Origin of the sequence: Rhodanobacter sp. Soil772 (assembly GCF_001428385.1) — a bacterium.
In the GTDB taxonomy this organism is placed as follows: Bacteria; Pseudomonadota; Gammaproteobacteria; order Xanthomonadales; family Rhodanobacteraceae; genus Rhodanobacter.
The window spans coordinates 65456-90743 of record NZ_LMSK01000003.1 but is presented as its reverse complement, the minus strand read 5'-3'; the positions used below and the strand labels follow the sequence as shown (position 1 = coordinate 90743).

The 25288-nt window shown below is 66.8% G+C and carries 19 protein-coding genes; 7 read left to right on the top strand and 12 right to left on the bottom strand.

The annotated features are described in order from the left end of the window. Positions 1-87 precede the first annotated feature (87 nt). Complete coding sequence (locus ASG75_RS12055) at positions 88-1707, top strand: choline dehydrogenase (protein ID WP_056389615.1); 1620 nt, start codon at positions 88-90, stop codon at positions 1705-1707. Between the two features lie 36 nt (positions 1708-1743). Here ASG75_RS12055 and ASG75_RS12050 read toward each other — a convergent pair whose 3' ends face one another. Both ASG75_RS12050 and ASG75_RS12045 read right to left on the bottom strand, forming a co-directional pair. Continuing rightward, positions 1744-3645, bottom strand: a complete 1902-nt coding sequence (locus ASG75_RS12050) for a M48 family metallopeptidase (RefSeq protein ID WP_056389613.1) — start codon at positions 3643-3645, stop codon at positions 1744-1746. Positions 3646-3692: 47 nt separating this feature from the next. Beyond that, positions 3693-4280: a LemA family protein gene (locus ASG75_RS12045; protein WP_056389608.1), complete on the bottom strand. Its 588-nt coding sequence runs from the start codon at positions 4278-4280 to the stop codon at positions 3693-3695. Between the two features lie 55 nt (positions 4281-4335). On the opposite strand from ASG75_RS12045, the gene ASG75_RS12040 reads away from it, so the two are divergent. Continuing rightward, positions 4336-5646: a serine hydrolase domain-containing protein gene (locus ASG75_RS12040; protein WP_056389603.1), complete on the top strand. Its 1311-nt coding sequence runs from the start codon at positions 4336-4338 to the stop codon at positions 5644-5646. A gap of 93 nt (positions 5647-5739) precedes the next feature. Here ASG75_RS12040 and ASG75_RS12035 read toward each other — a convergent pair whose 3' ends face one another. Together ASG75_RS12035 and metJ are read right to left on the bottom strand one after the other, a co-directional pair. Next, a complete protein-coding gene (locus ASG75_RS12035) occupies positions 5740-6777 on the bottom strand; it encodes an energy transducer TonB (RefSeq protein WP_056389601.1) in 1038 nt (345 codons plus the stop codon). A 405-nt stretch (positions 6778-7182) separates the two neighbouring features. After that, positions 7183-7719: a met regulon transcriptional regulator MetJ gene (gene metJ / locus ASG75_RS16740; RefSeq protein WP_082547597.1), complete on the bottom strand. Its 537-nt coding sequence runs from the start codon at positions 7717-7719 to the stop codon at positions 7183-7185. A gap of 426 nt (positions 7720-8145) precedes the next feature. Between metJ and ASG75_RS16475 the strand changes: the two genes are divergently transcribed. Continuing rightward, a complete protein-coding gene (locus ASG75_RS16475; RefSeq protein WP_162253109.1) occupies positions 8146-8421 on the top strand; it encodes a hypothetical protein in 276 nt (91 codons plus the stop codon). Between the two features lies 1 nt (position 8422). On the opposite strand, the gene gcvH is transcribed toward ASG75_RS16475, so the two are convergent. The 8 genes from gcvH to ASG75_RS11990 all read right to left on the bottom strand — a co-directional run bounded on the left by gcvH (position 8423) and on the right by ASG75_RS11990 (position 18191). Further along, a complete protein-coding gene (gene gcvH, locus ASG75_RS12025) occupies positions 8423-8818 on the bottom strand; it encodes a glycine cleavage system protein GcvH (protein WP_056389596.1) in 396 nt (131 codons plus the stop codon). 106 nt (positions 8819-8924) lie between these two features. Continuing rightward, positions 8925-10025 carry a glycine cleavage system aminomethyltransferase GcvT gene (gcvT, locus tag ASG75_RS12020; RefSeq protein ID WP_056389593.1) on the bottom strand — a complete coding sequence of 367 codons (1101 nt, stop codon included), beginning with the start codon at positions 10023-10025 and terminating at the stop codon, positions 8925-8927. Positions 10026-10113: 88 nt separating this feature from the next. After that, positions 10114-11979 carry an adenylyl-sulfate kinase gene (gene cysC / locus ASG75_RS12015; protein WP_056389591.1) on the bottom strand — a complete coding sequence of 622 codons (1866 nt, stop codon included), beginning with the start codon at positions 11977-11979 and terminating at the stop codon, positions 10114-10116. Further along, positions 11979-12896: a sulfate adenylyltransferase subunit CysD gene (gene cysD, locus ASG75_RS12010; protein WP_056389588.1), complete on the bottom strand. Its 918-nt coding sequence runs from the start codon at positions 12894-12896 to the stop codon at positions 11979-11981. Before cysD ends, cysC begins: the two co-directional genes overlap by 1 nt. A 72-nt stretch (positions 12897-12968) precedes the next feature. Further along, positions 12969-14357 carry an amidase gene (locus ASG75_RS12005; protein WP_056389584.1) on the bottom strand — a complete coding sequence of 463 codons (1389 nt, stop codon included), beginning with the start codon at positions 14355-14357 and terminating at the stop codon, positions 12969-12971. Between the two features lie 283 nt (positions 14358-14640). Continuing rightward, complete coding sequence (locus ASG75_RS12000; RefSeq protein ID WP_056389582.1) at positions 14641-15624, bottom strand: glycosyltransferase family 2 protein; 984 nt, start codon at positions 15622-15624, stop codon at positions 14641-14643. After that, positions 15625-16008, bottom strand: a complete 384-nt coding sequence (locus ASG75_RS11995) for a GtrA family protein (RefSeq protein WP_056389579.1) — start codon at positions 16006-16008, stop codon at positions 15625-15627. Further along, positions 16005-18191 (bottom strand): hypothetical protein, encoded by a 2187-nt coding sequence (locus ASG75_RS11990; RefSeq protein ID WP_157616968.1) that lies wholly within the window; start codon positions 18189-18191, stop codon positions 16005-16007. Before ASG75_RS11990 ends, ASG75_RS11995 begins: the two co-directional genes overlap by 4 nt. A gap of 368 nt (positions 18192-18559) precedes the next feature. Here ASG75_RS11990 and ASG75_RS11985 point away from each other — a divergent pair, with 368 nt between their 5' ends. From ASG75_RS11985 to ASG75_RS11970, 4 genes are all read left to right on the top strand, one after another. Next, positions 18560-20158 carry an electron transfer flavoprotein-ubiquinone oxidoreductase gene (locus tag ASG75_RS11985; protein WP_056389573.1) on the top strand — a complete coding sequence of 533 codons (1599 nt, stop codon included), beginning with the start codon at positions 18560-18562 and terminating at the stop codon, positions 20156-20158. Positions 20159-20279: 121 nt separating this feature from the next. Then, positions 20280-22259 (top strand): glycosyltransferase, encoded by a 1980-nt coding sequence (locus ASG75_RS11980; RefSeq protein ID WP_056389570.1) that lies wholly within the window; start codon positions 20280-20282, stop codon positions 22257-22259. A gap of 50 nt (positions 22260-22309) precedes the next feature. Continuing rightward, positions 22310-24370, top strand: coding sequence for a glycoside hydrolase family 99-like domain-containing protein (locus ASG75_RS11975; RefSeq protein ID WP_056389567.1), 2061 nt, complete (start codon positions 22310-22312; stop codon positions 24368-24370). Positions 24371-24478: 108 nt separating this feature from the next. Then, the gene (locus ASG75_RS11970) at positions 24479-25225 is read left to right on the top strand and encodes an electron transfer flavoprotein subunit beta/FixA family protein (protein ID WP_056389563.1); all 747 of its coding nucleotides are present in this window, start codon (positions 24479-24481) and stop codon (positions 25223-25225) included. Positions 25226-25288 lie beyond the last annotated feature (63 nt).

The window sequence follows — 25288 nt, the reverse complement described above, 5'->3', positions numbered from 1 at the left end:
CGGCGCGGCGGCTTGTTCCACAACGGCTTGGCGGGGCAAACTCACGGGCACATCCAGCGTGGGGCGCGGCAAGCCTAGCATGCGGCCATGTCCATCCAGCGAAGCTCGGGGGAAGCCTTGAACCACTACGACTACGTCATCGTCGGCGCCGGCTCGGCCGGCTGCGTGCTGGCCAACCGGCTCAGTGCCAATCCCGCCAATCGGGTGCTGATGCTCGAAGCCGGTCCCGCGGACTGGAACCCGCTGATCCACATGCCCGCCGGCATCGCCCGGCTGGCCACCAACCGTACGCTCAACTGGAACTACCGCACCGAAGCGGAACCCGCGCTCGACCAGCGCCGCCTGTGGTGGCCGCGCGGGCGCACCCTGGGCGGCTCCAGCGCGATCAACGCGATGTGCTACATCCGCGGCGTGGCGGCCGATTACGACCGCTGGGCCGAGGCCAGCGGCGATCCGCGCTGGTCATGGCGCGAGGTGCTGCCGTGGTTCCTGCGCAGCGAGGACAACAGCCGCGGCGCCAGCGCGCTGCACGGCACGGGCGGCCCGCTCGGCGTCTCCGACCTGCGCCATCACAACGTGCTGTCGGAAGCCCTGATCGACGCGGCCGACAGCGCCGGCTTCCCGCGCAACGACGACTTCAACGGCGAGCAGCAGGCCGGCTTCGGGCTGTACCAGGTAACCCAGCGCAACGGCGCGCGCTGTTCCAGCGCAACGGCGTTCCTGAAGCCCGCGCGTCCGCGCGAAAACCTGCATATACGCACGCATGCGCTGGTCGAGCGCGTGCTGATCGAGCAAGGCCGCGCCGTCGGCGTGCAGTTGCGCCGCGGCCGGCACGACGCCGAGCGGATCGAGGCCGGCGAGGTGATCCTCGCGGCTGGCGCGATCAACACGCCGCAACTGCTGATGCTGTCCGGACTCGGCTCCGCCGACCATCTGCGCGAACACGGCATCGCGGTGACTGCCGACGCGCCCGACGTTGGCGCCAATCTGCAGGACCACCTGGACATCTGCACGCTCGACGCCAACCCGGGCAAGGTCAGCTACGACCACCTCAACGAACTGTCCGCCGGCCTGCGCTGGCTGCGTCACCGCGACGGACCGGGCAGTTCCAACGTGGCCGAGGCCGGCGGTTTCGTGCGCAGCCGCTTCGCCGCCGACGCGCGCTGCGACCTGCAGTTCCACTTCGTGCCCGCGCTGCTCGACGACCACGGCCGCCATCGCCTGCCCGGATACGGCTACACGCTGCATGCGTGCTACCTGCATCCGCGCAGCCGCGGCCGGCTGCGCCTGCACTCGGCCGACCCGACGCAGCCGATCGCGATCCACGCCGATTACCTGAGCGACCCGGAAGGCCACGACATGAAGATGATGATCGAGGCCGCGCGGCTGTCGCGCGAGATCCTCGACCAGGCCGCGTTCGCGCCGTTCCGCGGCGCGCCGGTATTTCCCGAACGCCGGATCGGCACCGATGCCGAGTACGCCGACTTCATCCGGCGCAAGGCGGAAACCATCTATCACCCGGTCGGCACCTGCCGCATGGGCCGCGACGACCGCGCGGTGGTCGACAGCGAGCTGCGCGTGCGCGGCGTGGACGGCCTGCGCGTGGTCGACGCCTCGGTGATGCCCAGTCTGCCTACCGGCAACACTAACGCACCCACGATCATGCTCGCCGAGCGCGCCAGCGCGTTGCTCCTGGGCGAAGCGTAACCCGGTCGGCAGCGCACCTTGTCCACAAGGTGGTCGCTACATCGGCAGCGGGCAATGCAGGCTGGCGCAGATCACGCGCAGCAATTCCGCCTCTTCCACGCTGACCGCGCCGTCGGCGTGAATCGCGCCGACCAGGCTCCGGATCACCAGTTCCTTGGCCACCGGTAGCAGTCCATCCAGATCGTCCAGCGCACGTTCGAACGGCGCCTGCCACGCCGCCGGCGGTGGCGTCCATGCGATCGCCTCCCCCGGGAAGGCCTGCTGCATTGCCACGAGCCAGGCACGGCGGGCGCTCGCCTCGTCGGAACAGCCGCCTGACGCGACGATGGCGCAAACCAGGATCAGGCTGTCGCGGCAGGCCGGGAGTTTCTTCAGCCCATCGACCGGCGCACGCCGAGGCTGGCTGGCCTCCTTGAGCTGCAGACGCAGCAGCCGCGCAAGGCAATACTCATTCAGATCGACCCTGCCATCGGCCTTGACCAGCGCATCGAGCGCGACCAGCAAGGTCTGCCGACGTCCTTCCGACAACTGCTTCAACGCGGGAAACGCCAGCGAGGCCAGCGGCAGGCGTGCGATCGGCGGAAGCCGCGCCACTTCGCCACTGAACGTCTGCACGGTTTGCAGCACATCATCGCCGAAAGCATCGGCAACGATCCGTCGCTGCGCCGGTTGCAGCGTTGCTTCAGTCGACGTGGCCAACGCCAGCACCACGGCCAGCGCGGACTCGGGCTGCTGCGCGGCCGCGGTCAGCGCAGACGGCATGGCCTGACGCACCGAGGCCGCACGTTGAAAGCGGGGCGCCGATGCCCTGCTGCCGACGGCAGCACCACCGGACAGCACAGCGGACAGCACGGGCGGCATGGCCATGCCCGGCACAACGCCTTGCGGCGCCGCCGGCTTGCCGGCGACCGGGGTGGCCGGCGCTGCGGCCGTCGGGCGCTGCAGCGTAGCGGCCAGCGAGGCCAGTTCCTCTTCGCGAAAACCGGGCTGCAGCGCGCGGATGCGTTGCAGCAGCGGCGGGTGGGTGGCGAACAGCGCGCTGAACTTGCCCGCTTCGCCGAACAGCATGTGCGCCACTTCCTGCTTGTTCGCCACCTGCAGGGTGGAGCCTTCGGCGAAGATCGCGATCTTCTTCAACGCGCCGGCGATGCCGTCGGTCTGGCGGGTGAACTGCACGGCCGAAGCGTCCGCCAGCGATTCGCGCGAACGCGCCACCGCGGCCTGGATCAGCCGTCCGAAGAAATAACCGATGTAGCCGACCACGATCAGCGCCAACCCGATCAGCCACACCTGGCCGCCGCCCCGACGGTTGCCGCTGCCGCCGAACCAGATCACCCGGCGCCCCACGATCGCCAGCACCAGGATGCCGAACAGCAAACCCATCAGGCGGATGTTGAGCCGCATGTCGCCATTCAGCACATGGCTGAACTCGTGCGCGATCACGCCCTGCAACTCGTCGCGGCTGAGCTTGTCGAGGCAGCCCCGGGTTACGCACACCGCCGCGTCGGAGGCGGAGTAGCCGGCGGCGAACGCGTTGATGCCAGGTTCGTCGGCCATCAGGTAGATGTCCGGCACCGGCACGCCCGCCGCGATGGCAATTTCCTCGATCACGTTGCGCAGCTGCCGCAATTGCGGATCGCGGGTATCCGGCGGCACCACCACCGCACCGACGCTTTCGGCGACGGTCTTGCCGCCGCCGGACAGGCTCATGATGCGGAACAGCGAACAGAGCCCGATCCCGGCGACGACCACGACGCTGCTGGCGAACAGCAACGGCAGGTTCGACGCGGCCGGCTCGCCGTCGGCCGCATGATGGCCCAGGGCGAGCCACACCACCGCGTCGATCGCCACCACGATCGCCACCACCGCGAGCACGAACAACACCACCAGCCGCCGGCTGCTGCCGCGCACGCGCGCCTGTTGCGCAAAGAAATCCATGGAAGCTCCCGGGTTGCGCCACGGCATGCGCCGCGACGCCACGGCGATCAGCTGAAGGAAACCTTCGGCACGTCGCGTACGGCCGGATCCTCGATCTGTAGCGGCTCGGCCGCGGCGAAGCCGAAGCCGTTCGCCACGAACGAGGCGGGAAAGACCTCGCGCTTGTTGTTGTAGGTCAGCACCGAGTCGTTGTACGCCTGGCGCGCGAACGCCACCCGGTTTTCCGTGGAGGTCAGCTCTTCGGAGAGCTGCATCATGGTCTGGTTCGCCTTCAGGTCGGGATACGCTTCCTGCAGCGCGAACAAATGACCCAGAGTCTGGGTCAAAGCATTTTCACTGCTGGCCAGCTGTTGCATCGCGGCCGGATCGCCCGGGTTGGCCTTCGCACCGGCCAGCCCGCTGACCGCCGCGTTGCGCGCCTGCACCACCGCCTCAAGCGTTTCCCGCTCGTGCGCAAGGTAGCCCTTGGCCGTTTCGACCAGGTTCGGAATCAGGTCGTGGCGCCGGGTGAGCTGAACGTCGATCTGCGCAAACGCGTTCTTGTAACCGTTGCGCGAGGTGACCAGTCCGTTGTAGATCGCCACGAAGTACAAGACAATCAGAACGACGACAATCAGAAAAATGATCAGGCCCATCGTCAAACTCTCCACCCTGAGGCGCATCCCCACGCCGGAACCACGTCAGAATACCATGCAGTTTCAAAAGATCTTCTTGCTTATCACGGGCGTACTGGGGCTGGCCTGCACGCCGCTCTGCGCCGCCGCGCCACCCGCTTCCCCGGCTCCAACCCTGCTGTCCGCCAGCGTCGGCAACGTGCCGCAGGAACTGCCGCCGATGCGCGTCAAGCAGACCCTCGCGGACTACCAGCGCTGGCTGAACCGCATCGCCCAGCGTGACGCCGTCGCCGGCCTGGCTACCGCGGTGGTGATCGACGGCAAGGTGGTCTACGAGGGCACCGTCGGCTATGCCGATGCCTCCACCAAACAACCGATCACGCCGAACACCGTGTTCCGCCTCGCCTCGCTGTCGAAGGCGTTCGCCACCGCCATCACCGGTCTGCTGATCGACGACGGCAAGCTGGGCTGGGATACGAAGCTGGTCGACGTGCTGCCGTACTTCAAGCTGAAGGACATGCAGGCCGCCTCGCAGGCCACGGTCAGCGACATCCTGGGGCAACGGCTGGGCCTGCCGCGCAATACCTACGACAACATGCTCGAGGGCGACACTTCGTACGAAGAGCTGGTGCGCAAGCTGGACGAGGTCGACATGGTCTGCGGCGTCGGCCAGTGCTACGGCTACCAGAACGTCGCCTTCAGCATGATCGGCGACGTGGTCCTGGCGCGTACCGGCGACTTCTTCTATCACCAGGTCGACAAGCGCATCTTCTATCCGCTGGGCATGACCACCGCCAGCTACGGCCGCGCCGCGCTGGAATCCAGCAAGAGCTGGGCGCGTCCGCACCGCGCCACCAGTCGCGGCTGGGTACCGTTCGAGCCGAACGAGACCTACTACCGGGTCGCGCCGGCAGCCGGCGTCAACGCCAGCCTGCGTGACATGGAGAAATGGCTGATCGCACAGATGGGCGGCCGCCAGGACGTGCTGCCCACCTCGTTGCTGGACATGCTGCACGCTCCCGGCGTCGCCACGCCCAGCGAACTGCATGCCACCGCCTGGCGCCGCGGACGTCTGACCGATGCGTACTACGCGCTGGGCTGGCGGGTCTATGAATACGGCGGCGAAACCCTGATCTATCACGCCGGCGCGGTGGCCGGCTATCGCACCATGATCGGCTTCTTCCCGAAATACCGCGCCGGCGTGGTCACCCTGTGGAACTCCACCGGCCCCATCCCCGGCGGACTGATGCCGATGGTGTTCGACGACCTGCTGGGCCTGCAGCACGTGGACTGGGCCGACATCGAAGGTGCCGTCAGGTCGACGGCAGCGAAGCCGAAACCGAAGCACAAGCCGCGCGTGCAACGCCGCGCGCCGCGCCACCGCTGAAGAGCCTGTTCACGATCTCCAGGCTGCAACCGCCCAAAAGAAAGGCGGCGCATGCGAAACATGCGCCGCCCGGTTGCTGCAGTCACGCCACGATCAGAGCTTGAACTCGATCCGCTGCTGCTTGGTGCTGGAAACGGCCGTGCCGTCCTTCATCGCCGGGTTGAAGCGGTAGCGCTCCACCGCGTCGATGGCGGCACGGTCGAAGACGTGACGCGGCTGCGATTCGACCACCTTCACGCCGCTGGTCTTTCCGTCGGGGTCGACCGTGAACGACACCAGCACCCAGCCTTCCTGGCGTGCCCGCATGGCGGCCGTGGGATAACGCGCCGGGGCACCCTTTACCAGCACCGCCGTGGTCGTGCCGGCCGCGCTGCCACTGTCCGCATTCGCCGCACTGTCGCCACCGGCCGCCGACGGATTCGCCGAGGCCTGCTGACGCGGCTGTTGCGCCGTGCGCGCCTGCTCCGCCTTCTGCTGCTCGGCCAGCTGGGCCTTCTGCTGCTCGGCCAGCTGATCCGCGACCAACTTGTCCGCCGCAGCCTTCTGGGTGGCCGCCAGCTGGGTGGCCTTCTCCTGCTCCAGCGCCAGCTGCTGCTGCTTGTCCAGTGTCTTGCGCTGGGCATCCAGCTTGGAACGCAGGATGGTCAAGGTGAAGTTGGCCGGATCGGCCTTCGCCAGCAGATCGATCTGGCGTTGCGCTTCATTGAAGTCGCGCGAGTTGATCGCCTGCTCGGCCGAAGTGGCCGCGAACGGGAACGTCTCGCGCAACGCATCGGAAGCCACCTTGTTGCCGGGCTCCTTTTCCAGCACGCGCAGGTAGAACTCGAATGCATTGTTGCCGGTCGGCGCCAGGTAACGCTGCTCGTTCATGGCGGTGCGCGCCTCGGCCAGCAGCTGGTTGAGATCCATCGCCGCCACGTTGGCCGGCGGCGGCGCCGTCCGCGTCGCGGTGGAAACCGGAGTGGACGGATGGCCGCCCGAGTCGGTCATGACCAACTCCTGGTGCGGCTTGATGATCAGGAACCACGCGCCCACGGCGAGCAGGACGAAGATGGCGATGATGGCAATGATCAGGGGCTGAACGGCCCCGCGCACATGCCGGCGCGTATCAAGTATGTATCGGGTATCCATGGTCTCTCACTGAGTGTCGACAGATACCCGCGCTTTTTCCCCCTGTCCATCCAGGAGCGGTGAATCCCCCGGATTCACCGCGGCGCGGATGTGCAGAAGGTAACTCCAATGACACAGCACGGCAAATCATGCGCGGAATCACGGTAGCGGGCCGGAATCTGGTCCAGGGATGCGGCACCGGGCAGCGGTGGAGATCGCCGGAAACATTGCGGACAAGGCCGGCTTCGAAGGGGTACGCGCCAGGCGCGGCCGCGGGATGATTTTCCAACCCCTGAAACGAAGCGTCCCGGCCAGGCCGGGACGAATCTTCTCGAAGTGCTCTCCCCGCGCTGGGCACCGCGGGGAGAGAAGTCGATGGCTTGCTTGTCTTATTGTGGAATGTTGCTTGTCGTGTTGCTTGTCGCCTTACTTCTTCGCTTTGGCTTTCGCGGTCTTGGTGGCCTTCACCACCTTGGCCGGTGCAGCTTTCTTGGCGGCGGCCTTCTTCGGCGCAGCCTTCTTCGCGACCTTCTTCACAGCGGCTTTCTTGGCAGCTGCCGGCCTCTTGGCGGCAGCTTTCTTGGCGGCCGGCTTCCTGGCAGCAGCCTTCTTGGCGGCCGGCTTCTTGGCAACCGGCTTCTTGGCGGCGGCCTTCTTCACGGCGGGTTTCTTGGCGGCGGCCTTCTTGGCGGCCGGTTTCTTTGCAGCGGATTTCTTGGCAGTGGCCATGGTTCGTCTCAGCTCCTCATCAGTTGGCAGTGGTTGCCCAGTAAAAGCGTGCAGGAACGCTTCGACCAACACGTCACTGTTGGTAGCGTGCCGAAGATTGTTCACTTGACGGTGGGTGCGCAAATCAGAAAGCCGCCGCAGGACATGCAGCGGAATCGAGACGGTGATCTTGCGTACTGCATTGGCCTTTTCACCGTGCTCGACATAGGGCTTGATGAATTTCGTTGTTGCCATAAAACGCATTCCCCGTGATCTGTTGCGAAAGCTATCCCCGAAGATTTCTGCTGTCAATTGATTTCAGTCATGAAATCAACCCGCCCCAACCCGCCCCAAACCGGCCGCAGACCCGCCACGACAAGGCTTTCGGGGCAATTGCTATCATTATCAATTGGACGTCCATACGGCCAAATATTATTTCGACAAAAAACGACACTACACGCCAAAACCCTTGCGGCACAACGCTTTCGAGGCAATCGCATCACGGCAATGCAATAGACATCAGCACGCAAGGCATCGCTCGCGCGAGGCATATTCCAGGCCGTCGAAGGGCTTCCAGTAGATGAACGGAACACGACTGAAACCGGTCAAACCCGCATTCCGGCGGAAGCGAAAAATATCTGCCGCCCGCCCCGTTCGCACCCCGGCGACGGCGCGAGCGGGGTGCGCGACGCCACCGGACACTCCCCGTCGATGGCGATGACGCGACGTCGCTTCGGGCGCGATTGCACCGACAGCGACATGCATGCGCCGCACGAACATCGACGCGATTTCATCGGAGGAACTGCGCGACGCTCTCCCCCGAACAACCGGTTCCGCTCGATGACGCGTGCAGAAAAAAAGAGCGACCGCATGCACGACGCGACGACGTATTCCAATCCCCGAAAACGCTGCCGGCCGCACTGGGCGGCCGGCAAGGTCAGGCATGGTCGCGCATGACTCAGTGGTCTTCGTTCTCGACCAGCTCTTCGTAGTCGTTCGCGTCGAGCAGTTCGTCGAGCTCGGCCCGGTCGCTGGGGCGCACCAGGAAGATCCAGCCTTCGCCGAAGGCATCCTCGTTGATGGTCTCGGGCTTGTCGTTGAGCAGCTCGTTGACCTCGACGACTTCGCCGGAAACCGGCGAGTAGATGTCGGAAGCGGCCTTCACCGACTCCACCACGGCCGCACCGGTGCCCGCCTTCACGGCGGAGCCGACTTCCGGCAGTTCCACGTAGACCAGGTCGCCGAGCTGATCCTGCGCGTGGTCGGAGATGCCCACCCGGACCAGGCCATCGTCTTCGACGCGGGCCCACTCGTGGGACTTGAGGAATTTCAGATCGCCGGGAATCTCGCTCATGATCGGGGTCCAGTCGTTTGGTTGGGTCGGGTTACAGGCGGTGATTCTAGCTACATCCGCCATCGGGAAGAATGTACCGCGGACGGTACGCGGGCGTGACGGCGGCTCAGATCCCTTCGCAGGGCTTGCCGTCGCGCACGAACGGATATTTCACCAGACGCACCGGCACCTCGCGACCACGGATGTCGACACGCACGTCGCCCGGCTCGCCGACCGGAATGCGCGCGAACGCCACCGCCTTGTTCAGCGTCGGCGCAAAACTGCCGGAGAGGATCTCGCCCTCGCCGTTCGCGGTCAGCACCTTCTGGCCGTGGCGCAGCACGCCCTTGTCGTCCAGCACCAGGCCGACCATCGTGCGCGGCACGCCGGCCGCCTTCTGCTGCTCCAGCGCGGCGCGACCGATGAAGTCGCGGCCCTCGTCCAGCGCGACGGTCCAGCCCAGGTTCGCCTCCCACGGCGTGACGCTCTCGTTCATGTCCTGGCCGTACAGGTTCATGCCCGCCTCCAGGCGCAGCGTGTCGCGCGCGCCGAGGCCGGCCGGCGCCACGCCCGCGGCGGCCAGCGCCTCCCACAGCGCGATGGCATGTTCGGCCGGCACGATGATCTCGAAACCGTCCTCGCCGGTGTAGCCGGTGCGCGCCACGAACAGCGGCATGCCGTGCGGACCCTGCGCGGCGGCGGCACTGAACTTGCCGAGCTTCTCGATGCGCGGACGGTCGACCTCATGCAGCAGGCCAAGCACCTTGGCGCGCGCATTCGGGCCCTGCACCGCGATCATGGCGAACTCGGGGCGCTCCTTCACCTGCACGTCGAACGCCTTCGCCCGGCGCTCGATCCAGGCCAGGTCCTTGGCGCGGGTGCCGGCATTGACGACCAGCCGGAAGAACTCCTCGCCGAGGTAGTACACGATCAGGTCGTCGATCACCCCGCCGCGCTCGTCCAGCATGCACGAGTACAGCGCCTTGCCGTGCACCTTCAGCTTGTCGATGTTGTTGGCCAGCAGGTGGCGCAGGAACTCCCGCGTGCGCGCGCCGTGCAGGTCGACCACGGTCATGTGCGAGACGTCGAACATGCCAGCGTCGCGGCGCACCGCGTGGTGTTCCTCGATCTGCGAGCCGTAGTTGATCGGCATGTCCCAGCCGCCGAAGTCGACCATGCGCGCGCCGAGCGCACGGTGGGTGGCGTTGAGTATGGTCTTCTCGGTCATCGCGGCGGCGCCTTGCGGGGGAAAGTTCCGCATTATCGCCGCCGGCAGCGGGCAATCCAAGCCGTGCGCGGGCGACGCCGCCGCGGCATCAGCCGTCGGCGCGGCCGTCGATCGCGGCCAGCACCCGCGCCACGACCTGTTCGGCCAGCTGCTCGGCGCGCTGCCCGGTACTCAGCAGGTGGAGGTCCGGTGCCGCGGGCCGCTCGTACGGTGCGTCGATGCCGGTGAAGTTGCGGATCGTGCCGGCGCGCGCCTTGCGATAAAGGCCCTTGGGATCGCGCCGCTCGCATTCCTCCAGCGAGGTGTCCACGAACACTTCCATGAATTCCGCCGCCGCGAACAACTCGCGCGCCGATTGCCGCTCGCTGCGGTACGGCGAGATCGCGCTGACCAGCACGATCAGGCCCGCGTCCACCATCAGGTGCGCCACCTCGGCGATGCGGCGGATGTTCTCGACGCGATCCTCCGGAGTGAAACCGAGATCCTTGTTGATGCCGTGGCGCACGTTGTCGCCATCGAGCAGGTAGGTGTGGCAGCCCAGCGCGTGCAGGCGGCGTTCGACCAGGTTCGCGATGGTGGACTTGCCGGCGCCGGACAGGCCGGTGAACCACAGGCACAGCGGCTGTTGCCCCTTGCTGGCGGCGCGCACGCCCTTGTCGATGTCGACGTGCTGCCAGTGCACGTTGGCCGAGCGGCCCAGCGCGAAATCCAGCATGCCGCACGCCACCGTGGCATTGCTCAGGCGATCGATCAGGATGAAGCCGCCGAGCGTGCGGTTGTCCGCATAGGCCTCGAACGCGACCTCGTCGTCCAGACCCAGCGTGCAATAGCCCACTTCATTCAGCGCGAGCTGGCGCGCGGCGAGCTTCGCCTGGCTGTTGACGTCCACCTTGTACTTGATCGACATCACCCGCGCGTTGACCGTGCGCGTGCCGAGCTTCAGCCAGTAGGTGCGGTTCGGCAGCAGCGCCGCGTCGCCCACCCACAACAGATGACAGGCGAACTGGTCGGCCACCGGCGCCGGGCGCAGCGCGTCGGCGATCACGTCGCCGCGGCTCACGTCGATCTCGCGGTCCAGGCACAGCGTCACCGCCTGGCCGTCCACCGCCTGAGGCAGGTCGCCGTCGGCGCTGACGATGCGCCCGACGCGCGCGCGCTGCCCGCCCGGCTGCACCACGATCTCGTCGCCGCAGGCCACGCGGCCGCCGCAGACCGTGCCGGCGTAGCCGCGGAACGCCTGGTCCGGCCGGTTCACCCACTGCACCGGCATGCGGAAGTCGCTGGCGCGGAACGGCGTGACGTCGGCCGCCTCCAGCAGTTCGAGCAGGCTGGCGCCGGTGTACCAGGGCATCCGCGGCGAACGCGAGCCCACGTTATCGCCGCTCAGTGCCACCACCGGCAGGCACTGCACTTCGCCGATGCCGAGGCTCTGCGCCAGCTCGCGGTATTCCGCAGCGATCGCCTCGAAGATCGCCTGGTCGCAATCGACCAGGTCCATCTTGTTCACCGCCAGCACCACCTGGCGAATCCCAAGCAGCGCACATATATAGGTATGCCGGCGCGTCTGCGCCAGCACGCCCTTGCGCGCGTCGACCAGCACCACCGCCAGTTCGGCGTTGGAGGCGCCGGTGGCCATGTTGCGGGTGTACTGCTCGTGCCCCGGGCAGTCGGCCACGATGAAGCTGCGCCGCGCGGTGTGGAAGTAGCGGTAGGCGACGTCGATGGTGATGCCCTGCTGGCGCTCCGCGTCCAGGCCGTCGGTGAGCAGGGCGAAGTCGAGCACGTCGCTGCCGGCGCCATGCTGGCGGCGGCTGTCGCGGGCCAGCGCGGCCAGCTGGTCGTCCGGCAGCATGCCGGCGTCGTACAGCAGGCGCCCGAGCAGGCTGCTCTTGCCGTCGTCCACGCTGCCGCAGGTGATGAAGCGCAGCAGCCCCGGTGCCGTCGACGCGGCCATCAGAAGTAACCCTCCTGCTTCTTGCGCTCCATCGACGCGGTCGGGTCCTGATCGATCACCCGGCCCTGCCGCTCCGAACTGCGCGAGCTGGCCATCTCCTCGATCACCTTCGCCAGCGTGTCGGCCGAGGATTCCACCGCGCCGGTCAGCGGGTAGCAGCCCAGGGTGCGGAAGCGCACCCCGCGCATCTGCACGCTCTCGCCCTCACGCAGCACGAAACGTTCGTCGTCGACCATGATCAGCGTGCCGTCGCGCTCGACCACCGGGCGCGGCTTCGCGAAATACAGCGGCACCACTTCGATGCCTTCGCGCTGGATGTACAACCACACGTCCATCTCGGTCCAGTTGGACAGCGGGAACACCCGCACGCTCTCGCCCTTGCGGATGTGCGTGTTGAAGGTGTGCCAGAACTCCGGCCGCTGGTTGCGCGGGTCCCAGCGATGCTGCGCGTTGCGGAAGGAGAAGATGCGCTCCTTCGCGCGCGACTTCTCCTCGTCGCGCCGCGCGCCGCCGATCGCCGCATCGAAGCCGTACTGGTCCAGCGCCTGCTTCAGCGCCTGGGTCTTCATCACGTCGGTGTGCACGGTCGCGCCGTGGGTCAGCGGCGAAATGCCCTGGCGCACGCCGTCCTGGTTGATGTGCACCAGCACTTCCACGTCGCCGGCTGCCGCCACCCGGTCGCGGAACGCGATCATCTCGCGGAATTTCCAGGTCGTGTCGACGTGCAGCAACGGCATCGGCGGACGCGCCGGGAAAAACGCCTTGCGCAGCAGGTGCAACAGCACCGAGGAATCCTTGCCGATCGAATACAGCATCACCGGCCGCTGAAAGCCGGCCAGCACCTCGCGGAAGATGTGGATGCTTTCGGCCTCGAGTTCGTCGAGGTGCGTTCGCGATTGCGGGAATGCGGTCGTCATGCCATCGGAGACTTGAAAAAAGTTTGTCGCGACAAGCCAACGCCGCGTTCAGCCCGACATGTTACGCGATCCTCAGGCGATCACCGGATACGTCGGCTCGACATCGAGCGTGGCCGCACACACCGAAGCCAGCTCCAGCAGGCGCAGGTCCGAGCCGCGTGCGCCCACCAGTTGCAGGCCCACCGGCAGGCCGTTCGGCAGCGTGCCCATCGGCAGGCTCACTGCCGGGCAACCGGCCAGGCTGGCGAAGCTGGTGAGGTCGGCCTGCGAGTCGGGCACCGGGCCATCCAGCGGGAACGCGCCCTGCGGCGTGGTCGGCAACACCAGCACGTCGACCTGGGAGAACAGCCGACGCATCTTCAGCGTGGCCGCATCGAGCACGCGGTCGGCCACCGCGTAGTCGGCCGCGCCTTTGCCGGCGGCGTAGCCGAGCATGCGGCGGAAGCGCTCCGATACCGGATGTTCGGCACTCGCCAGGTCCGCGGCAAAGGTGCCAAGCATCTCCGCCTCCATCAGCAACAGGCCGGCACGGCGGGTGCGCGTGAAATCCCAGTCGGCGAAGTCGACCGTGCGGCGATCGCCCAGCGCGTGCGGCAACTTCGCCATGGCCGCCTCGAATACCTCGATGACTTCCGGCTGCACGCCGACCGCAGCCAGGTCCGGCAGCAAGCCTGCGCGCAGGTTGCCCGGCTCCCAGTCCGGCAACGCAAACGCGACCCGGCGCCGGCGCGAGCGCGCATCGTCGGCGTCGTAACCGGCCAGCACCTGCAGCAGCACGGTGAGGTCGTCCGCGCTGCGCGCCAGCAGGCCGACCGCGTCGAGCCGGCGCGCCGCCGGCACCAGGCCGCGCGCGGAAATCTCGCCGTGCGTGGGCTTCAGCGCATACACACCGCAATAGCTGGCCGGGATGCGGATCGAGCCGAGGCTGTCCGAACCCACCGCGGCCACCGCCAGGCCCGCGGCCACCGCGGCCGCCGCACCGCCGGAGGAACCGCCGGCGGTGTAGCCGTGCCGGTGCGGATTGTGGGTGGCGCCGAAGTGCGGGTTGTCGGTGACGGCACCCAGCGCACCCTCGTCCATGTTGGTCTTGCCCAGCAGGATCGCGCCGGACGCACGCAGCCGCGCCACCACGTGCGCGTCCTCCTGCACCGGCTTGCCGCGACCCGGCAAGCCGACCCGGGTCGGCCAGCCGGCGATGTCGAAGTTGTCCTTCAGTGCCAACGGAATGCCATCCAGCCGCCCGATCACGCCGTCGCGGCGGCGCCGGTCGGCCAGTTGTGCCTGGTCCTGCAGCAGGCCCGAGCGCTGGTCGACATAGGCATGCAGCGCGGGGTCGATCCGCTCGATCGCCTGCTGGTAGGCGTCGGCCAGCGCCTGCGGCTGTACGCGGCCCACTGCCAGCCAGTGCAACAACTGGCACAGCGAGGCGCGGCGCAGGTCGAGGTCGGTGATCGGATTCATGAAATCTCCCTTGATGTCGCGTTGTCGTCTACCACTCGAGTCGCTCGATGCCCGGCATGCGCACTGCGATGCGCAGCCGCACTGGTCCGTACGCAACCGCAACGGGACAAGCAACAAACCACTCGAAACGAGGTTGTTCGCACGGACTGCCGGAACGCATCGGACGCCGACGCAGAATAACGGCGAACAGTTCGCGCTGTACAACTGCAGGAATCGAGAACACCTCCGGCCGCTGGCGGGCGCATGAAACGAAGGTGGCAAACGGCGGCGCTCGATGCACCGTTCATTTCCGGTTCTTGTCGTACAGAAGGGGGTGAACGGGATGGCGCGGCTCGGCCGCCACATCAAAATTCAGCCAGGAGAGCATCAACTGGGCACCCAGAATCAACGGAAGCGCCGCCAACATGACTGTCCCCGCCGTGGACGGCACGCTATCGGCGACCGAGTTGCACCAGTGCCAGATACCGAACACGAGGCCAAACAAGAACAGCGGCAGGCCCAGCAGGAGTTCGAGCGAGGCTGCCGAAAAGCCACGCAGAAAGTAACTGTAGAGGATCCTCCTAAGGGTGTTGCGCAGATTGCCACGCAAAAAAGGCCCAATGACCTTCATCGGTCGAAGGCTGGATGGTTCGCCCTCGTAGCTCGAGCGCATCGGCATCTCCACGACCACAGCGCGCAATTGATTGAGGTGGTGAAGAAAGTCCGATTCGAAGAAATATCCCGTCGCCATGCGGTCGAAGTCGATCTCGGACAGCAGCAACCGATGTATCGCAGTAAACCCATTGGTTGGATCGAACAGTTGCCAATAGCCCGATGACAGCTTGGTCAGGAAAGACAGTGCCGCGTTGCCAAGCATGCGCACGGGCGGCATACCCGAAACCCCGGACAGACGGTAGAACCGGTTGCCCTTGACATAGTCCGCACGCCCCCGAAGCACCGGCTCCGCCAGCGTCGGAATCAGCGCGGGGTCCATCTGGCCATCGCCGTCCAGCTTGACGACAACATCGGCAGGGAGCGTGCGCAACGCCCTGTACCCCGTGATCATCGCGCCACCTACACCGAGGTTTTCCGCATGCCGCAACACGGTCACCCGCGGATCGCGGCAGTGTTGCTCGATGACGTCACCGCTCTTCTGCGGACAGGCATCGTCCACGGCGATGATCCAGCCCACCTCGGGGCCGATACGCTCAATGACGCCAAGCACCTGCCCAGCTACGCGATAACAAGGAATCACGACGGCAATGCGCGGGGAGGCTTGCGTGGTCATCTAGCGGTACACCCAGTGGCGGGAAACGGAAAAGCTCACCAATGCGAGGGCAACTTCGACCATGGGCTTGGCCAACCATGCGAGCTGCAAACCCAGGTACTCGGCGCATACGACAATCAGGCTCGTGCTGACGAGGGTGAGTGACAACCACAACAACACATAACGCACGAAACGACGGTACCCGATACGGGGACCGCCAGCGTCCCCGAAGGTTATCCGCCCATTCGCCAGGAAGCCCAGGATTGCGCCCGCCATGCGACCTGCGAGATTCGCGGCTATCGGCCCCACGCCAAGTGCCGTAAGTGCCACGAACACAAGCCAGTCAACGAGGATCAGACACCCGCCGATGGCGACGAAGCTCAAGCCCTGGCGGACAAGCGTCATGAGCCGGGGGCCCGCGCGTGATCCCACTTTCTCCAGAAAGCGAGCGTATCCCTTGCCTGACGTGACAGATCTCGCTGGGCGGCCAGGTCCACTTGCGCAGTGGCACCAGCGGGGAGAGGCCCGCTCCACCTATCGGCTTCGGCGTTCAACCCGGCCGCGGACGCTGTCTCCATGCCTCCTTCCGATTGCCGACGCAGCTCCCACAAATGGGAACCCTCCATAGTGAGGACGCACTTGCCATGGTAGGCGTCGATAGCCGATTTCATTCCCGGAGAAAGACCATCCCTGGACACGAGCAGGAGGTTTGCACCACTGCGATCAAACAACCGGCTCCACGCGGCGACCGTATCCACGGCTCTTGCATTGGCGGCGAGCCCGGACAACTGCGGATCGTACCAGGCAGTGACAAAACCCTGGCCGGCAAAATCGGCTGCAAAAGGCCGTGCGGGATCGGTCAGAAGCGTCCGCGCACGCTGGCCATAGCGATGCCTTATCGCATCGGAAAAATCACGCTCCACCGCATAACGCCGAGTGACTCGCTCATGCCCGCCACCCAGCAGCTTCAGCAACGCGCCGCCTTTCAGTTGCCACGTGGCACTGGAAACAAACATGAGGCTGACGATTACCACCGAGCACAGCGCAAACGCCACACCTTTCAGGTGCCGTGGATCGATGGATTCGTAGCGTATCCCGCAAAGCATGGCCGGGATCATCAATACCAGAACCGGCATGGCGTAGCGAAGGTACTGGATCTGGGTAAGCGGCAAAACAAACGCTGCCAAGGCAACCAGCGCCAGCCCGACGCTGCGCTTGCGGCACAAGGCGGCAAGCAGGTTGCCGCCCAGCGCGATCAGGACAAACGGCCCAAGGCCATTGCCCGCCTCGTCGTAGATCGACGACTCGAACACCAGCAACCAGGGGAGATTCCAGGGCAGGCCGGTATTCCAACGCTGATCATGGAAGTCGACCCACGGATAGAACGGCGAATGGAAATAGCCGTTGAACAAGGGCAGCACCGGGTTGCCGGTCAACGCATAGGCGTACACATAACTCGACCCCGCGACGACGCACGCGAGCAATAGCGTCAACGGCAAGGCACGCCACGGCATGCGGCCGCGCCATCGCCACAGCAGCCACAGCCCCAAAGGGGCCGCAAACATGAGGTTGCTTACCTTCAGCGCGAGCAGCAAGCCGAACAGCACGCCCACCGCCACCAGATGCCGGCGCTCCGGCGCCTTCACGCTCTGGATCACGAGAGCCACGCCGACCAGCACCGCCGCTGTCGGCCCTTCCGTCTGCATGGAAACAAGCAACCCTGCAACGAGTGGCAGCGAGCCATACAAGGCCACCGCCATCCAGCACAACCATGGCGCGAGATCGAGCTCCCTGGCAAGCCGCCACAGCAAGATCAGGGTCAAGCCAAACCACAGGATGCTCACTGCCCCCGTCGACTCCGCGCCAGCCAGCACCCACGCCATTCCCTGGAGCACGTCGGCCGCCCACGGTGCCAGCGCCCATACATTGGACCCGGCATTCATCTGGTAATAACCGAGCTGGGCCAGTTGCGAAGGCAGCGCCAGGTGATAAACCAGCGCATCGTAAGACAGCGTCGGCAGCCAGGCACAGGTCGACGCAAGGCCGATGCACATGATCGTGAGAAATGAGGCCCGCGGTGCCATCGCCACCGCCGTTGACCACGAGGCACCGATGGAGCGGCCTGCCGAGACGACAGCCCGCCAACGCAGCGCGACCGCACTGGCCAGCACGACCACGTACACCAGGCGCGAATGCACCGGAAAGGGCAAAAGCCAGCCCACTGTTCCACAAAACAGCGCCAGGCCAACGAGCATGCCCAGCGCACTCGAACCATCCCGACCTGCCGGAATCAGGATGCTGCCGATGGCCACGGCCGCCGCGGCGATCAGGGCAACGCCCAACACGGATGCAAAACCCGAAAAATAGACCGCGGCACATGACCAGACGACCAGCGTCGCCGTGGCACGTGCGCAGTGAAAGACACGGCGAACGCCTGCCGCCAGCGCCAGCGAGATCAATACCAGGCAGATGAAGCCCGCCACGGGCTGGGCAGCGATCCCGCGCCACAACGCGCTGGAAATGAAACCCGTGACAAATAGCGCGAAACCAGCCCAAAACAGGATGACAGGCCAATGTGAGCGATTCATTCCATACCCTGTGATGCTCTTGCGGAGAGCGTGAAACGGTAGCCTCGGCATAAAGCGATCCACCCCAACACCACATCGGCCGATTTCCATCCGGTTTGGCATCGTAATGGTTGCCGCCTTCTTCACGAAAAGCCCCCCACTCTTCCTCAGGAAGCTCCCGAACAAGCCATTGCCTGTCATTTCGGCGAAAACCGATCCGGACTTGTGCGTCGTGCCCGAATGGCACTAATTCAAGTTCGCCATCCCGGCAGATACGCCGCCCCATCGTTTGCCGCGACCCGCGCGAACCGGGACAATACGGCAAAGTATCCTGCCCCACCTCGAAGCTGATACACGAACATCCTCACCTTGCCTGCACGGAGTCCGCCATGAGCGAACGCGAAACCATGGAATACGACGTCGTCGTCGTCGGCGCCGGCCCGGCCGGCCTGTCGTTCGCGATTCGCCTGAAGCAGTTGAAGCCGGAAGTGAGCGTGTGCGTGATCGAGAAAGCCTCGACCATCGGCGCGCAGATTCTCTCCGGCGCGGTGATCGAGCCGCAGCCGCTGGACGCCCTGCTGCCAGGCTGGCGCGACAACCCGCCGCCGATCTGCGTGCCGGCTGGCCCGGATGAGTTCTACCTGTTCAGCAAGAGCGGGGCGCGCAAGCTGCCCTTGCCGCCGGGCATGCACAACCACGGCAACTTCATCGTCTCGCTGGGTGCGATGTGCGCGTGGCTGGCACCGCAGGCCGAGGCGCTGGGCGTGGACGTGTTCCCCGGTTTCGCCGCCGCCGACAACATCTACAACGAAGACGGTTCGGTCGCCGGCGTGCGCATCGGCGACATGGGCGTGGCGAAGGATGGCACGCACAAGCCGGGCTACACCGAAGGCATCGACATCAAGGCGAAGGTCACCGTGCTGGCCGAAGGCGCACGCGGCAGCCTCACCAAGCAGCTGGTCAAGCGCTTCAAGCTGGATCAGCACAGCGACCCGCAGGGCTACTCGATAGGCATCAAGGAGCTGTGGCAGGTGCCGGCCGGCCGCGTGACCCCCGGCAAGATCGTGCACAGCTTCGGCTGGCCGGCCGACACCCGCACCTACGGCGGCGGCTTCCTCTACCACCTCGACGGCGACCGCATCGCGCTCGGCTATGTCAGCGGGCTCGACTACAGCGACCCCAACTATCAGCCGTGGGAAGCATTCCAGCAGTGGAAGCATCACCCGCTGATCAAGCCGTTGCTGGAAGACGGCAGCATTCTTTCCGCCGGCGCGCGCGCGATGGCCACCGGCGGCTACCAGTCGCTGCCGAAAGTGGAAATGCCCGGTGCGCTGCTGATCGGCGACACCGCCGGCCTGCTCAACGTGCCGAAGATCAAGGGCACCCACCAGGCGATCAAGAGCGGCATGCTGGCCGCCGAACACCTGGCCGAAAAGCTCGACGCCCGCGGCTTCGACGCCAGGCTCCGTGGTTCGGAAGTGATGGCCGAGCTGAAGAAAGTGCGCAACGTGAAACCCGGCTTCAAGAAAGGTCTGTGGTTCGGCATCTTCAATGCCGCCTGGGAAACCGCCACCGCCGGCCTGTCGCCGTGGACGCTGAAGAACAAGGCCGACTGGTCCAGCCTGCACAAGCTGGGCGCGCAGGAACAGCCGAAGCGCGACTACGTGCAACGCACGCTGCCCCCGCGCGACCGCCTGGCCGGCGTCTACTTCGCCGCCACCGAGCACGACGAGGACCAGCCGATCCACCTGCACGTGGCCGACACGAACATCTGCATCGACCAGTGCACCACCGAATACGGCAACCCGTGCACCCGCTTCTGCCCGGCCAACGTCTACGAGATGGTCGAGGATGAAGGAGGCCGCCGCCTGCAAGTCAACGCAGCCAACTGCGTGCACTGCAAGACCTGCGACATCAAGGATCCGTACGAGATCATCACCTGGGTCACGCCGGAAGGCGGCTCCGGGCCGAATTATCAGAACCTCTGATGCGGCCGAGGGCAATCCGCTGATCGGCAATCTGCACTGGCGACTCAAGCGCCTCGGCTACCTGTGGCAGCGCACGCGCGGAAGCATCGCGCTGCGCGGCTGGCGCGGCACGCTGGCGCGCATGCGGCAGGAGTTCCAGTCACGTCCCGAGCTGGATGAGGCACTGGCGCTGCTGCCGCTGGACGAACCGTTCGCGCCATTCGCGCTGCCGGTCAGCGAGCAGCCGCAGGTGTCGGTGATCATTCCGGTTCACGGCAAGCTCGCCTACACCCTCGCTTGCCTGCGCTCGCTGGCGCGGCACCGTGCGCAGGTGCCGTTCGAGGTGATCGTGGTGGACGACGCCTCGCCGGACGCCAGCGCCGCCACGCTGGCGCAGGTCGGCGGCCTGCAGTTGCTGCGCAACGCCGCCAACTTGGGCTTCATCGGCAGCTGCAACGCCGGCGCCACTGCGGCACGCGGCGAATTCCTGCTGTTCCTCAACAACGACACCCAGGTCACGCCCGGCTGGCTGGACGCGCTGCTGCGCTGCTTCGCCGAGCGTGCCGACTGCGGCATCGCCGGCAGCCGGCTGGTCTATCCGGACGGGCGCCTGCAGGAAGCGGGCGGACTGGTGTTCGCCGACGGCAGCTGCTGGACCACCGGCCGCTTCGAACCGCGCGACGTGCCGCTGTTCCGCTGCCGCCGCGAGGTCGACTACGTCTCCGGCGCCTCGCTGCTGATCCGCCGCGAAGTGTTCCGCCGCGTCGGCGGTTTCGACGCACGCTACGCACCGGCCTACTTCGAGGATGCCGACCTGGCATTCGCGGTGCGCCGACTCGGCCTGCGCGTGTACTACGAGCCGGCCAGCACCGCGATCCACTGCGAGGGCATCAGCGCCGGCACCGACCTCGACCGTGGCATGAAGCGCCACCAGCGGCCCAACCAGGCGAAGTTCGTCGACAAATGGACGGCCGAACTCGCCGCCCAGCCGCCCACCGGCACGCCACTCGAACGTGCGATCCACTGGCGCCGGCGCGGCCGCGTGCTGGTGGTGGACGCGATGACGCCGGAGCCTGCGCGCGACTCCGGCTCGCTGCGCCTGTGCGCGATCCTGCGCCTGCTCGACGAGCAAGGTTGGAGCACCGCCTTCCTGCCCGACGATGGCCGCGCCAGTCCGGCGGAACTCGACGCGCTCGGCGCGCTGGGCTGCGAAGTGCTGAGCAGGCCGTGGGTGGCGGACCTGCCGCGCTGGTTGCGCGAGCACGGCAGCGAACTGCACGCGGTGATCCTGTGCCGGCACACCGTCGCCGGCCAGTACGCCGGGCTGGTGCGTCGATACGCGCCGCAGGCGAAGCTGCTGTTCGACACGGTGGACCTGCACTTCCTGCGTGAGCGGCGCGCCGCCGAACTCGGCGGCAGCAGCATCATGGCCCGCCAGGCCGAAGCTGCACGCCGCAGCGAGCTGGCCCTGATCGAACAAGCCGACGTCAGCTTCGTGGTCAGCCCGCACGAGCGGGCCTTGCTGGCGCGACTGCTGCCGCAGGCGCGGGTGGAACTGCTGTCCAACATCCACGACGTGCACGGCTGCCGGCAACCTTACGCGGGGCGCCGCGACCTGGTCTTCATCGGCGGCTACGGCCACCCGCCGAACAGCGACGCGGTCCACTGGATCGCCGACGAGATCCTGCCGCGACTGCGCGAAGCGATACCCGGCATCCGCGTGCACGTGCTCGGCGACATGCCCGATGCGGCGCGGCGCGCGCTGGCCACGCCGGGCCTCGAATTCCACGGCCGCGTGGCCGAGTTGGCGCTATGGCTGGACCGCTGCCTCGCCACCCTGGCGCCGCTGCGTTTCGGTGCCGGCGTGAAGGGCAAGATCAATATGTCGATGAGTCACGGCGTGCCGGTGATCGCCACCACCATCGCGGTGGAGGGCATGCAGCTCGCCGACGACGTGAACGTGCTGGTGGCCGACGACGCGGCCGCCTTCGTCGCGGCGGTGCTGCGGCTGCAGCGCGACGAAACGCTCTGGCAGCAGCTCTCCGCGCGCGGCCTCGACAACGTGCAGCAGCATTTCTCCGCCGCCGCCGCCGCTGCCGCCCTGCATCGCGTGCTGGATTGACCACGCGCGCGCCAGCGCCGATGCTTCGGCATCGCCACCGATAGGCCGCCATGTCCGCTCGCGACTTCGCCAAACGCTATCTGTTCACCGTGCTGCGCACCGGCTTCCGGCTGACCCCGATGCCGGGCACCACGCGCGACCGGTTGCGCCAGCGCTTCCTGGATCGGCACGCAGACCTGCTGCCGCAAGGGCCGCGCGGCCAGTCGGTCGAGGTGTCGCAAGCCGAGCATCGGCCGCGCAGCCAGGCCGCCGGCCGCGCGATCGGTTTCGTCCCCCGGCGCAGCGGCACACTGCCGACGCCGCTGCCCGCCACCGTGGTGGCGTTCTACCTGCCGCAGTTCCACCCGATTCCGGAGAACGACGCGTGGTGGGGCGAAGGCTTCACCGAGTGGCACAACGTGACGCGCGCGCTGCCGCAGTTCGAAGGGCATGTCCAGCCGCGCCTGCCCGGCGAGCTGGGCTTCTACGACCTGCGCCTGGCGGACACGATGCGCCGGCAGATGCAGCTGGCGCACGAATACGGCATCGGTGCGTTCTGCAGCTACTTCTACTGGTTCGCCGGCAAGACCTTGCTGGAGACACCGCTGCAGCAATGGCTGGCCGACCCCGCGCTGGACCTGCCGCTGTGCCTGTGCTGGGCCAACGAGAACTGGTCGCGACGCTGGGACGGCCGCGCCGACGACATCCTGATCGGCCAACAGCACAGCCCCGCCGACGACCTCGCCTTCATCGAACACGTTTCCCGCTACCTCGCCGATCCACGCTACCTGCGCGTCGACGGCAAGCCGCTGCTGCTGGTCTACCGCCCTGGCCTGCTGCCGGACCCGAAGGCGACCGCCGCACGCTGGCGCGAGTGGTGCCGCGCCAACGGCGTCGGCGAGATCCAGCTTGCCTACGTGCAGAGTTTCGACCGGGTCGATCCGCGCACGATCGGCTTCGACACCGCCGTGGAGTTCCCGCCGAACAACACCACGTCCGCGCCGATCACCGCGCGGCAGCACTTGCTCAACCCGGACTACCGCGGCGACGTGCACGACTGGTGCGAGCTGGCGCGGCAGTCGATGGCGCAGCCCGAACCCGCCTATCCGCGCTATCCCGGCGTCAATCCGGGCTGGGACAACGAGCCGCGACGCAGCGGCGGCGGCCGCGTGTTCGCGCATGCCTCGCCGCGCGGCTATCGCGACTGGCTGCGGTATGCCGTCGGTGTTGCGCAGCGGCGTTTTCCGGCGCAACCGTTGGTGTTCGTCAACGCGTGGAATGAATGGGCCGAAGGCGCCGTGCTGGAGCCGGACAGCCGGCTCGGCCACGCCTGGCTGGAAGCCACCCGCACCGCGCTGCAGCCGATGCCAGCCGTCGACACGCGCCCTTGCGCGGTGATCCACGTCTGGTATCCCGAGCTGATGGACGAACTGGTGACGGCGCTGCGCGCCAGCGGCATCGACTGGCGCATCGTGATCACCACCGCTCACGAGCGCGAACAGTCGGTGCGCGAACGGATGGCGCAGCTCGGCCTCGACGCCGAGATCGACGTGTTCGAGAATCGCGGCCGCGACATCCTGCCGTTCCTGCACGTGGCCAACCGCCTGCTCGACGAAGGCGTGACGACCGTGCTGAAACTGCACGGCAAGCGCTCCACCCATCGCCAGGACGGCGAGACCTGGCGCCGCGAACTGCTCGACAAGCTGCTCGCGCCCGAGCGCGCCGCGCGCATCGCGGCTGCCTTCCGCGACGACGCCACGCTCGGCCTGGTGCACGCCGAAGGCCACCTGCAGCCGCTGGACTACTACTGGGGTGCCAACCAGGCCAACGTCGATTATCTCACCTGTCGTCTAGGCATCGCGGCGCCACAGGTGGAACACGACAACTTCATCGCCGGCAGCATGTTCTGGCTGCGCCCGGCGGCACTGCGCCTGCTGCTGGACGCCCATCTGGAAGTGGCGGAGTTCGAGGCCGAAGCAGGCCAGCTCGACGGCACCCTGGCCCACGCCATCGAACGCGTGTTCAGCCTGAGCGCCAGCGCCGGCGGCTTCAGCACGCTCAGCGCGGCCGGCCTGCTCGGCCTCGCCGAAGCGGCGCCCGGGACGTATCCGTACGCGCGGCGCAGCGGCTGATCACCCTCGCTGCGTCGCCGAACCGTTCATTTCGTACGATTGTTCGATGCCGGGTAGAATGGCGGTTTCGCACCCCTGCTGGGGCGGCCAACGAGACAGGAATCGCAGATGAAAATTCTGGTCGGCTACAAGCGCGTCGTGGACTACAACGTGCGCATCCAGGTCAAGCCCGACGGCAGCGGCGTGGTCACTGACGGCGTCAAGCTGTCGGCCAACCCGTTCGACGACATCGCGCTGGAAGAGGCGCTGCGCCTGCGCGAGAAAGGTGTCGCCGAAGAAGTGATCGTGGTCGGCATCGGCCCGGCCGACCTCACCGCGCACCTGCGCAACGGCCTGGCCATGGGCGCGAACCGCGCCATCCACGTGGTCACCGGCGACGCCGTGCAACCGCTGACTGCCGCCCGCGTGTTCCTCAAGCTGATCGAGAAAGAACAGCCGGGACTGGTGATCCTGGGCAAGCAGGCGATCGACGACGACGCCAACCAGACCGGCCAGATGCTCGCCGCGCTGTGGGACCGCCCGCAGGCCACGTTCGCCAGCAAGGTCGAGATCGCTGACGGCAAAGCTACGGTGACCCGCGAAGTGGATGCCGGCCTCGAAGTGATCGAAGCCGAGCTGCCGGCGGTGATCACCACCGACCTGCGCCTCAACGAGCCGCGCTTCATCAAGCTGCCCGACATCATGAAGGCGAAGTCCAAGCCGATCGACACGATCGAGCTCGGCTCGCTCGGCGTCGAGGCAAACGACCAGCTGAAGACCACGCACTACGCCGCGCCGGCCAAGCGCAGCAAGGGCGTGATGGTGAAGGACGCGGCCGAGCTGGTTGCTGCGCTGAGGCAGAAAGGGCTGCTCTGATCTGCCCATCCCCGCCTATGAATATCGCGCTTTCACCCCATGCCGTCATTCCCGCGAAAGCGG